An 11,329-nucleotide genomic window follows, 5' to 3' on the forward strand; every position below is an offset into this window, starting at 1 on the left:
ACCCTTCAGGCGGCCGTCGCAGCCGTTGAGACGATCGCGGCGTACCCTGCGTCCATGGGTATTGCGATCAAGGGCCGAGGTTCCACGTCCCACCTTGCAGGGCGCTTTGAAAGCACCGTCAGCGAGGCGGTGGATGATGGCTGGGCCGTCGATGAGAGCGAAGAGTTCTTCGCCCCGCGCCTGCGCACCGAGGTGCGCGCCGAAACCGCACGCAGCATCATCACCCGCAACAATTCACCGGACGTCGGCTTCAGCCAGTCGGTGAATCCGTATCGCGGCTGCGAGCATGGCTGCTCGTACTGCTTTGCGCGCCCCTCGCATGCCTATCTGAACCTGTCGCCGGGCCTGGATTTCGAGACCAAGCTGTTCGCCAAGATCAATGCGCCGCAACTGTTGCGCAAGGAACTGTCGAAACCGGGTTACCTGCCGCAGCCGATCGCGCTGGGCATCAACACCGATGCGTACCAACCGATCGAGCGCAAGTTCAAGCTGACCCGCCAGCTGATCGAAGTGATGCTGGAGACGAAACATCCGTTCTCGTTGATCACCAAGAACGCGCTGGTCGAGCGCGACATCGATCTGCTTGCACCGCTGGCCGCGGAAAACCTGGTCAGCGTGCATTTCTCGGTGACCTCGCTGGACCCGCATCTCTCGGCCAAGCTGGAGCCACGCGCATCGGCACCGCATGCACGGCTGCGCGCGATGAAGCGCCTGCATGAGGCCGGCATTCCGGTCGGGGTGATGGTGGCGCCGGTGATTCCATGGATCAACGACAGCGAACTGGAAGCCGTGCTGGAGGCCGCACACGACGCTGGCGCCAGCACCGCCGGCTACGTGCTGCTGCGCCTGCCACTGGAAGTGGCACCGCTGTTCCGCGACTGGCTGGACACCCATCACCCGGATCGCGCCGCGCACGTGATGAGCACCATCCAGCAGCTGCGCGGTGGCAAGGACTACGACAGCCAGTTCGGCACGCGCATGCGCGGCGAAGGCGTATATGCGGACCTGTTGAACAACCGCTTCAAGCTGGCGCGCAAGCGCCTCGGGTTCAATGCACAGAACAGCCACTGGCCGAAGCTGGATTGCAGCCGGTTCCAGAAGCCGCTGCCGCCGAAGAAGGATTCGCCGCAGGGCTCGTTGTTCTGAGCAGCGTCGAGCTTGCTCGACTGGCGACGGAAAAGCAGTCGAGCAAGCTCGACTCTACGGGGAATACAACGTAGTCGAGCCAGCTCGACGCTACGCCCCAAACAGCTTCTGCGCGCTCTGGAACAGGATCCAGCTGGTGGCGATGAACTTGTCGCCGCCCTGCGGCCGGTTGCCGCGATGGGTGTGGGTGAACGCGGTCGGGGCGATCAGCAGGCTGCCGGTGCGCGGGGCGATCTTGCGGCCCTGGAACAGGAACTCGGTTTCGCCCTCTTCGAAGTCATCGTTGAGGTACAGCGTCCACAACACGTGCCGGTGCAGGGTCTCGGCCTGGGCATCCTTCGGGTACAGCTCGCAGTGCCAGTACGGGTAACCGCCCTCGCCCGCCGCATACCACTGCAGGTTGATCGCGCCCGGGCGCAGGCAGGTGCGGGCCAGGTCGGCCAGCTGCTGCGGCGGCATGTCGGGGAAGTCCTCGGCAGACAGGCGTCGCGGCTGGCCATTGCTGTCCTGGATCTGCAACATCAGCGGAGCGATCAATGCCTGTGGATAACGGCGTAGATAAGTCAGCAGGCCGTTGAACACCGCGATCTGCAGCTGCTGGTCGACATCCTGCCAGCCGTCCAGTCCACTGATGCGCAGATCCTTGCTGTGCTTGAGTTCCGGGAACACGCCACTGCCCACCGCACCGGGCAGCAGGCCACGCGTTGCACGCATGCGCTCGACGATCGCCGCGCAGACGTCGCTGGGGACGGCATTGTGGATGACTTCGATGAAATCGACCGGGCCCTGCTCGTGCATGCGTGCATTCCTTAGGCGGCAATGGCTCGATGGTGCCGTTTGCCGTCCGTGGTGTCACCCCACGGTCATGTCATCGATCTGCCATGACCGTTGTCGGGTGACGGCCCTCAGCCCTGCGCGTCGTCGTGCGCGTGGTGGTAGCGCACGGCTTCGGCGACTTCCTCGCGCGAGCCGAGGAACACCGGCACGCGCTGGTGCAGCTGGTCGGGCTGGATATCGAGGATGCGCTCGCGGCCGGTCCAGGCAGCGCCACCGGCCTGCTCGACCAGCAGGCCCATCGGGTTGGCTTCGTACATCAGGCGCAGCTTGCCGGCCTTGGACGGGTCCTTCTTGTCCCACGGGTAGATGAAGATGCCGCCGCGGGTCAGGATGCGATGCACGTCGGCGACCATGCTGGCGATCCAGCGCATGTTGAAGTTCTTGCCGCGCGCGCCTTCCTTGCCGGCCAGCAGGTCGCCGACGTAGGCCTGCATCGGTGCTTCCCAATGCCGCTGGTTGGACATGTTGATGGCGAATTCCTGGGTGGCCGCCGGAATCTGCATGTTCTCGGTGGTCAGCACGAACTCGCCCTTCTCGCGGTCCAGGGTGAAAGCGTGAGTGCCGTGACCGACGGTCAGCACCAGCTGGGTGCTAGGCCCGTAGATGCAGTAACCGGCGGCGATCTGCTTGCTGCCCGGCTGCAGGAACGCGTCATCGCCCGGCAGTTCGACGTTGGTCGGGCAGCGCAGCACCGAGAAGATGGTGCCGACCGAGACGTTGACGTCGATGTTGGAGCTGCCATCGAGGGGATCGAACAGCAGCAGGAAGTCGCCACGCGGATAGATGTCCGGCACCGGCTGGCTGTGGTCCATTTCCTCCGAGGCACAGGCGGCGAGGTGGCCGCCCCAGGCGTTGGCTTCGAGCAGGATCTCATTGCTGATGACGTCCAGCTTCTTCTGCGCTTCGCCCTGCACGTTGCCGGTACCGGCCTCGCCCAGCACGCCGCCGAGGGCGCCCTTGCTGACGGCGATGGAGATGCTGGTGCAGGCGCGGGCGACGACCGCGATCAGCTGGCGCAGGTCGGCGTTGATGCGGCCGGCGTGCTGTTCCTGGATCAGGAAGCGGGTCAACGAAGTACGGGACATGAGCGGGCAGGTCTCGGCAGCGGGAAAACGCCTATTGTCGCCGGTCTGGCGGGGGTGTGCGTGACCGCGGGAAGGCGTAATCGTTTCCAGAGGCGTTGTGCTCGTGGCGCCTTCCTTCATGGAGGCACAGGGCGAGGTACACCGTGGCCAGGACACGCCGTAAACCCCACTCCGTGGTCCGGCCCAGCCGCTGGCGGCTGGGCGTTCGGGCGCTTGCGAGGCATGCCTCGCAGATAAAGCGCCCTCACCCATGGGGGCTCGGTCGGCGCATCCATGCGCCTCACGGTCCTGTCCACGGTGTACCTCGCCCTGCGCTTCAGGGTTCGCCGCGAGCGCGGAGGGTGTGGCAAAGGCAGAGGCAAAGGCAAAGCAGAAGCAAAAACAAAGGCGCCTTTCGGCGCCTTTGTCTTCAAGCTACTGGAGCGTTGCTTCAGCCCTTGGCGACGGTGGCCACGGCCTTGGCGACGTATTCCAGGTTGTTCTGGTTCAGCGCGGCCACGCAGATGCGGCCGGTGCCGACGGCGTAGATGCCGAACTCGTCGCGCAGGCGTTCGACCTGCTCACGGCTCAGGCCGGAGTAGGAGAACATGCCGGCCTGCTCGTTGATGAAGCCGAACTGCGGTGCACCGGCAGCGGCCAGCTTCTCGACCAGGCCCTGGCGCAGGGCATGGATGCGCTCGCGCATCTCGGTCAGTTCCTGCTCCCACATCGCGCGCAGGTCCGGGTTGGTCAGCACGCCGGCCACCAGCGCGGCACCATGGGTGGACGGGCTGGAGTAGATCGTGCGGATCACGCGCTTGACCTGCGACTGCACGGCCTTGGCGTCCGCGGCGGTCGGGGCGACCATCGACAGCGCACCCACGCGTTCGCCGTACAGCGAGAACGACTTGGAGTACGAGTTGGCGACGATGAAGCTGTCGATGCCGGCTTCGGCGATGATGCGCACGGCGGCGCCGTCCTGCTCGATGCCCTTGTCGAAGCCTTGATAGGCCATGTCGATGAAGGGGAACAGGTGCTTGTCCTTCAGCAGCTGCGCGACCTGCTTCCACTGGGTGACGGTGAGGTCGGCGCCGGTGGGGTTGTGGCAGCAGGCGTGCAGCAGCACCACGGTGCCGGCCTGCAGCTTGCCCAGGTCGGCCAGCATGCCGTCGAAATCGACGCCATGGGTGGTCGGGTCGAAGTAGGTGTAATCCACCACCTCGAAGCCGGCCGCGCTGAACACGGCGCGGTGGTTTTCCCAGCTCGGGTTGCTCAGCGCGACGGTGGCGTGCGGCAGCAGCTTCTTCAGCACGTCGGCGCCGACGCGCAGCGCACCACTGCCACCGACGGTCTGCGCGGTGGTGACGCGGCCGGCGGCCAGCAGCGGCGAGTCCTTGCCGAACACCAGTTCGCGCGTGGCCTGCGTGTACGCCGGCAGGCCATCGATCGGCAGGTAGCCGCGCGGTTTGGCTTCAGCGGCGAGCTGCTGCTCGATCTGCTTGACGGCGCGCAGCAGCGGAATGCGGCCACTCTCGTCGTAGTAGATGCCCACACCCAGGTTGACCTTGGTCGGGCGGCTGTCGGCGTTGTACGCCTCGGTCAGGCCCAGGATCGGGTCGCCTGGGACCAGTTCCACGTTTGCAAAGAAGGACACGGCGGTACTCGTTCGGTAGACGGAAAGGGGGAGGAATTGCGCCACGCGGCTTGCGGCTTTCCAGCCGGAAACAGCCCATCGTAACAAAGCCTGCCGGGGCTGGCCGCCGCCATCGTCATCCCCGGGCCCGTACCATGGCGTGCGTTGCCGCCCGATCCATCAACCTGAATCATGAATCCTGCCGCACGCCGCCATTGCCTGCCGCTCTCCGCCCTGCTGCTGTCGCCATTTGCCAGCATGGCCGAGCCCGCCCCCACCGCCCTGCCTGCCGTGCAGGTGCAGGCCGCGCGGGTGCCGGGCATCGACCCGTTCGCGCTGCCGGCCAGCCTGGACACGGTCTGGATCGGCGCCGGCCGCGCTGGCGCCGGCGCACAGCTGTCCGAGGCGTTGGGCGGGGTGCCGGGCCTGGTCGCGCGCGACCGGCAGAACTTCGCGCAGGACACGCAGCTGTCGATCCGCGGTTTCGGCGCGCGCTCGACCTTCGGTGTGCGCGGGGTGCGGGTGCTGATCGACGGGGTACCGGCGACCATGCCCGACGGCCAGGGTCAGTTGTCGCATGCCAGCGTGCTCGGCGCCGAGCGCATCGACGTGCTGCGGGGACCGTTCTCGGCGCTGTATGGCAACTCCTCCGGTGGCGTGCTGCAGGTGTGGAGCGCACAGGGCCAGGCCGGCGACCCATGGCGGCTGCGCCTCAATGCCGGCGCCGACAACACGCTCAGTGTCGGCGCGCAACTGAAGGGTGCAGGCCACGGGCTGGACTACAACATCGCCGCCAACCACTTCCGTACCGATGGCTGGCGTGACCACAGCCGCGCGCGCCGTGAATCGCTCAACGCGCGTATCGGCGGTGACCTGGGCGGTGGGCGGCTGGAGCTGCTGCTCAATGCGCTGGATGCGCCCGATGCGCAGGACCCGCTGGGCCTGACCCGCGCGCAGGTGGCGGCGGACCCGCGCCAGGCCACCGCCGTGGCACACCAGTACAACACCCGCAAATCGGTGCGCCAGCAGCAGGCCGGGCTGCGCTGGACCCGCGAGGCCGGCGCGCAGCGCTGGCAGCTGATGGGCTATGCCGGCCAGCGCGCGGTGCGTCAGTACCTGCCGATTCCGCCGGCGGCCCAGGCCAATCCCCTGCATGCGGGCGGGGTGATCGACCTGGACGGAGGCTACGGCGGGCTGGACGCGCGCTGGGGCTGGCACGGCGATCTCGCCGGACGGCCGCTGGACCTGGTGGCCGGGCTGAGTGCCGACCGCCAGCGCCAGCACCGCACCGGCTACGAGAACTTCATCGGCAGTACGCTGGGCGTACGCGGGCAGCTGCGCCGCGACCAGATCGACATCGTGCAGAACGTGGACCAGTTCGCGCAGGCCTGGTGGCAATGGAGCCCGCGCTGGTCGTTGCTGGCGGGCGTGCGCCACAGCATCGTGCGCTTCGAATCGGACGATCGCTACATCACCGGCCGCAACCCGGACGACAGCGGCCACCGCCGCTACCGGGCGACCACGCCGGTGGCCGGCATCAGCTTCGAGGCCAGCCCGCGGTGGCGCCTGCATGCTGCTGTGGGCCGCGGCTTCGAGACGCCCACCTTCAACGAACTGGGCTATCGCGCCGACGGACAGGCGGGACTGGCACTGGATCTCGCGGCCGCGCGCAGCCGCTCCGTGGAAGTGGGCAGCAAGTGGCACGCACAGGATGGAACCCAGCTTGATGTCAGCCTGTTCCGTGCAGATACCGACGATGAGCTGGCTGTTGCCAGCAATATCGGCGGACGCAGCACCTATCGCAACATTGGCCGTACCCGTCGCCAGGGGCTGGAACTGCAGTACCGCCAGCCGCTGGCCGAGCAGCTGCAACTGCAGCTGGCCTGGACCTGGCTGCAGGCGCAGGTGCGCTCGCCCTACCTGACCTCCAATACCGTGGTTACCACCGGCAGCCGCCTGCCCGGCGTGCCGCGCCAGCAGGCATTCGCCCGGCTGCAGTGGACGCCGGGCGAATGGCAGTGGGCGCTGGAAACCAATGCCAGCAGCGACACGGTGGTGAACGACGTGGCCACCGAGCGAGCGCCGGGCTTCGCCCTGCTGCATCTGGAAGGTAGCCGCCGCTGGACCCTGCCCGGCGGCGAGCTGCGTGCCTTCGCCCGGCTGGAGAACGTGCTGGACCAGGCCTACATCGGCTCGGTGATCGTCAACGACGGCAACGGCCGCTTCTACGAGCCGGGACCGGGGCGGCGGGCCAGCGTGGGACTGCAGTGGTCGTGGCGCTAGGCGGCACGACCCGTCAATCAGGTGCCTTGGCCGGCACGAACGGTGAGGTCGGGTCGCTGGCCGGGAAGGTTTCCTCCAGTGCCTCATCCTGGTTGTCGCTGGCCCGCTGCTTGCGCTCGCGGCGCTTGAGCGGGCTTTCCTGCCCACCGCGATGGCGGTCGCCGCCGTCCTTGCGGTCCTGGGCCGCCTGTTCAGCCTCATGCTTCACCGGCAGGTGGTCGTCGCCCTGCGCGGCATCGAAGAAGGGGGCCCCGGTACCGCGGTAGTCGGCAGTGTCGGCGTCGCGCTTGCCACGCTGCTCGCCGGCAATGGGCGGGTGGTTTTCCCGCAGCGGGTCTCGGGAGGTTTCACGGCTCATGGTCTGGCTGCCTGCGCTCGGGGGCTCCCACTACACCGCGGCGCAGGTAAAGCTGCCGCGAACCTGGCGTCATGAACATCTCGCTCACCCGCTGGTAACGGCACCGCGCGTATTCCTGCCCACCCGCCCCCGCTGCAGGAGCCGGCCATGCCCCGTCTTGAACGACCCGCACCGTCCGTGTTCAACGCCCTGCTGGATCCGCTCGGCCAGCGCACCGCGCAGCGCCGCACGCGTCGCCACGAAGACCCGCAGGCGGTGGCGCAGGATTACCTGCAGTACATGCTCAGCGATTACGAGGAGCGTCGCGGGCCCGGCCATCGCAACTGGCGTGATCTATGCCCGGTCTATGCCTTCGCGCTGACCACCCACGCCGCCGACTGGCCGCGCGGTGACGCCGCCGATACCTGCGAGGAACTGGCCGAGCACTGGGAACAGATGCGCGGACAGTCGCGGCTGAACTGGTCGCAGGCACGGCCGGCACTACCGCATCTGCGTAGAACCCACGTGCACGGCACCGACACGGATGGTTTACATCGCCGGGCTGAAGCTGGCTGTCCCCTGCCCCGTCACAGGTATCTCCATGGCCCGCCCAATCTGGACCGGCACGCTGTCGTTCGGTCTTCTCAACGTGCCGGTGTCGCTGATGTCCGGCGAACGCAAGGTCGACCTGCAGTTCCGCATGCTCGATTCGCGTGATCGCAAACCGATCCGGTTCGAGCGGGTCAACGCCGATACCGGCGAGGAAGTGCCCTGGAAGGACATCGTCAAAGCCTACGAGTACGACAAGGGCAGCTATGTCGTGCTGGAGGAAGGCGATATCCGCTCGGCCGCGCCGGAAAGCCACGAAGCGGTGGAAGTGGAATCGTTCGTGGATGCAGCGCAGATCGATCCGCGCTACTACGAGAAGCCGTATCTGCTGGTGCCAGGCAAGAAGGCTGAGAAGGGTTATGTGCTGCTGCGCGAGACGCTGCGAAAAACCGGCAAGGTGGGCATCGCGCGGGTGGTGGTACGCACGCGTGAGTATCTGTGCGCGGTGATGCCGCAGGCAGACGCGCTGGTGCTGATGATCCTGCGCTATCCGCAGGAACTGGTGGACCCGGACGACTACGCGCTGCCCACCGGAAAACTCTCCGACTACCGCATCACCGGCAAGGAATCGGCAATGGCCGAGCAGCTGATCGAGTCGATGGCCGGCGACTGGGATCCCTCGCAGTACCACGACGAATTCCGCGCGCGCCTGCAGCAGGTGCTGAACAAGCGCATCAAGTCCAAGGGCGGCACCACCCGGGTGGAAGAGGAGCCGGCACCGCATGAGGATGCGGCCACCAATGTGGTCGACTTCATGGCGCTGCTGCAGAAAAGCCTGGACGCGAACACGCGCACACCGGCGAAGAAGACGGCGGCCCGCAAGGCGCCTGCGAAGAAGGTGGCAAAGAAGGCCGCCAAGAAGACCACGCGGCGCAAGGCAGGTTGAGTCATGTCGCTGCACCAGTACCGGCGCAAGCGTCGCCTCGGCGGGGGTAGCGGCCAGACGCCGGAGCCAGACGACACCCCCGCCCACGGTGACCCGAAGCGACGGCCAACGTTCGTCATCCAGCTGCATCACGCCAGTTCGCGCCACTACGATTTCCGCCTGGAAATGGACGGTGTACTGAAGAGCTGGGCCGTGCCGAAGGGGCCTTCGCTGCGCATCGGCGAGAAGCGGCTGGCGGTGGAAGTGGAAGACCATCCGCTGTCCTACGCCGGCTTCGAAGGAGACATCCCCGAAGGTCATTACGGTGCCGGCCACGTGGAGATCTTCGATCACGGCACCTGGGCCTGCGAAGGTGATCCATTGCAGGCGCTGGCGGCGGGCAAGATCGACTTCGTGCTGCACGGGCAGCGGTTGGCCGGCGCTTGGAAGCTGGTGCGCACGGCGATGAAGGGGCGTCAGGTGCAATGGCTGCTGATCAAGCGCGATGATGAGGAAGCGCGCGATGCCGAAGCGGACGATCTATTGCAAGCGCCCGTGCCGAAACGCTCATCGGCGGCGAAGACGCGCACGGCGGGAAGGACAGAGCGCGCTGCACCGGCCGCACGCAGGGCTATCCGCAAGGCCGATGCACGCTGGCATGCGCGCGCGCTGAAACTGGACGGCGCACGCGACACGCCCTACCCCCGCGCCTTCAAACCGCAATTGACCGATCACCGCGGCAGCGCGCCGGATGGCGAGCACTGGCTGCATGAGATCAAGTGGGACGGCTATCGACTGCTGGCTGATCTGCACGATGGCGAAGTGAAACTGCGTTCGCGCAATGGCCTGGACTGGACGGCCGATTTTCCCGAAGTCGCGCAGGCCATCCGGGCGCTGCCAGTGCGCGACGCGCGCCTGGACGGTGAACTGGTGGTACTGGATGCACAGGGCCGCAGTGACTTCGCAGCACTGCAACGGGTGATCGACGGCAGTTCGAAACAGCCGCTGCGCTACATCGTCTTCGACCTGCCAGGTGTTGCCGGTACCGATGTCAGCCGCGCGCCCTTGCTGGAACGCAAGGCGCTGCTGAAAACGCTGCTGGGCAATGTACCCGGCATCCTCGCCTTCAGTGAGCATGTGATCGATCACGGGCCACAGGTGTTCGCTGCCAGTGGCAAGGCGGGTTTCGAGGGCATCGTGAGCAAGCAGGTGGATGCTCCGTATGTGAATGCCCGTGCGCGCAGCTGGGTCAAGGTCAAGCACGAGGACACCGACGAGTTCGTGATCGTCGGGCACACGGCACCCAAGGGTTCGCGGGTAGGATTCGGCTCGTTGCTTCTGGCCGCGCAGGACAAGGCCGGCCTGCGCTATGTTGGTCGCGTGGGCACCGGCTTCGACGATGAAAGCCTGCGCGCGCTGCACAAGGCACTGCAGCCGCTGGCGGTGAAGTCCCCCGTACTGCCGTTGCCGGCGCATGTGCCGTTCGGTGCGTCCAGCGTGCGCTGGGTGAAGCCGCTGGTGGTGGCCGAGGTCGCCTTCCGTGGCTGGGGCAAGGAAGGGCTGCTGCGCCAGGCTAGTTTCAAGCGGCTGCGCAACGACAAGCAGGTGGAGGATCTGGAAGTGAATGCTGCAGACGTGGACGCCGCAGGCGAGGTGCAGATCACGCACCCCGAACGCGTGGTATTCCGGGATCAGAAACTCAGCAAGGGCGACGTGGCCGACTATTACCGGCAGATGGCGCGCTGGATCCTGCCGGAGATTGCCGGCAGGCCGTTGTCGCTGCTGCGTTGCCCCGACGGTGCTGGCAAGGCCTGTTTCTTCCAGAAGCATCATGGCCCCGGCTTGGGTGACGCCGTGCATGCGGTGCCACTGCAGCAGAAAAGTGGTCGCGAGAACTACGTCTACATCGACGACGCGCGTGGGCTGCTCCAGCTGGTGCAGATGAACACGCTGGAGCTGCATCCGTGGGGTGCGACGGTAGACGACCCGGAGCATCCGGACCGTCTGGTGTTCGATCTCGACCCCGGCGACGGCGTGAGCTGGGCGCAGGTGAAAGCTGGGGCGCGTGATGTCCGCGATCGCCTGTTGCAGATCGGCCTGCAGAGCTTCGTGCGGCTGTCTGGCGGCAAGGGCGTGCACGTGGTGGTGCCGCTGCAGCCGAAGGCGGACTGGGAGGAGGCCAAGGCGTTCTGCGAGGCTTTTGCCCAGGCGATGGCACTGCAGCAGCCTGACCGCTACGTAGCGACGATGAGCAAGGCGAAGCGCAGCGGGGTGATCTTCATCGATTGGCTGCGCAACACGCGCGGGGCTACCAGCGTGTGTTCGTGGTCATTGCGGGCGCGCGCGAGCGCTGGCGTGGCGGTGCCGTTGCGCTGGGAGGAACTGGCGAAGGTGACCGCCGCCGATGCGTTCCCGATGACCAGGGCGCTGGCGCGTGCGAAACGGCTGAAGGGTGACCCCTGGCAGGGCATCGAACGGTTGAAGCAGACGCTGCCGCCGCTGAAGCGGTAGTGTCGGCCGCTGGCCGGCAACCTCGGCATCCCACCGTTGCCGGC

8 protein-coding genes and 1 pseudogene are annotated in these 11,329 nt (G+C 66.8%); 5 read left to right on the forward strand and 4 right to left on the reverse strand.

Annotated features, from left to right (window positions below):
• Nucleotides 1–54 precede the first annotated feature (54 nt).
• On the forward strand, nt 55–1,146 hold the full coding sequence (locus O0J73_RS07450; RefSeq protein WP_308308375.1) for a PA0069 family radical SAM protein: 1,092 nt from the start codon (nt 55–57) through the stop codon (nt 1,144–1,146).
• 90 nt (nt 1,147–1,236) lie between these two features.
• Here the strand turns inward: O0J73_RS07450 and O0J73_RS07455 are convergent, their stop codons facing one another.
• The 3 genes from O0J73_RS07455 to O0J73_RS07465 all read right to left on the reverse strand — a co-directional run bounded on the left by O0J73_RS07455 (nt 1,237) and on the right by O0J73_RS07465 (nt 4,701).
• Nucleotides 1,237–1,944, reverse strand: coding sequence for a 2OG-Fe(II) oxygenase (locus O0J73_RS07455; protein ID WP_008265923.1), 708 nt, complete (start codon nt 1,942–1,944; stop codon nt 1,237–1,239).
• Nucleotides 1,945–2,051: 107 nt separating this feature from the next.
• Nucleotides 2,052–3,068 carry a class 1 fructose-bisphosphatase gene (locus tag O0J73_RS07460; RefSeq protein WP_049457829.1) on the reverse strand — a complete coding sequence of 339 codons (1,017 nt, stop codon included), beginning with the start codon at nt 3,066–3,068 and terminating at the stop codon, nt 2,052–2,054.
• 430 nt (nt 3,069–3,498) lie between these two features.
• Nucleotides 3,499–4,701 (reverse strand): amino acid aminotransferase, encoded by a 1,203-nt coding sequence (locus tag O0J73_RS07465; protein WP_308308376.1) that lies wholly within the window; start codon nt 4,699–4,701, stop codon nt 3,499–3,501.
• A 171-nt stretch (nt 4,702–4,872) separates the two neighbouring features.
• On the opposite strand from O0J73_RS07465, the gene O0J73_RS07470 reads away from it, so the two are divergent.
• On the forward strand, nt 4,873–6,963 hold the full coding sequence (locus tag O0J73_RS07470; protein ID WP_197565020.1) for a TonB-dependent receptor: 2,091 nt from the start codon (nt 4,873–4,875) through the stop codon (nt 6,961–6,963).
• A 13-nt stretch (nt 6,964–6,976) separates the two neighbouring features.
• Here O0J73_RS07470 and O0J73_RS07475 read toward each other — a convergent pair whose 3' ends face one another.
• Nucleotides 6,977–7,321 carry a hypothetical protein gene (locus O0J73_RS07475; RefSeq protein ID WP_004153343.1) on the reverse strand — a complete coding sequence of 115 codons (345 nt, stop codon included), beginning with the start codon at nt 7,319–7,321 and terminating at the stop codon, nt 6,977–6,979.
• A gap of 147 nt (nt 7,322–7,468) precedes the next feature.
• On the opposite strand from O0J73_RS07475, the pseudogene O0J73_RS07480 reads away from it, so the two are divergent.
• The 3 genes and pseudogenes from O0J73_RS07480 to ligD form a co-directional block, all read left to right on the forward strand.
• A pseudogene (locus tag O0J73_RS07480) lies at nt 7,469–7,798 on the forward strand (hypothetical protein); the annotation flags it as partial.
• A 103-nt stretch (nt 7,799–7,901) separates the two neighbouring features.
• Nucleotides 7,902–8,795: a Ku protein gene (locus tag O0J73_RS07485; protein ID WP_308308378.1), complete on the forward strand. Its 894-nt coding sequence runs from the start codon at nt 7,902–7,904 to the stop codon at nt 8,793–8,795.
• Nucleotides 8,796–8,798: 3 nt separating this feature from the next.
• Entirely contained in the window at nt 8,799–11,285 is a 2,487-nt protein-coding gene (gene ligD, locus O0J73_RS07490; RefSeq protein WP_308308379.1) for a DNA ligase D, read from the forward strand.
• Nucleotides 11,286–11,329: the final 44 nt, after the last annotated feature.

Origin of the sequence: Stenotrophomonas sp. Sm6012, assembly GCF_030985895.1 — a bacterium.
Lineage (GTDB): Bacteria > Pseudomonadota > Gammaproteobacteria > Xanthomonadales > Xanthomonadaceae > Stenotrophomonas > Stenotrophomonas forensis.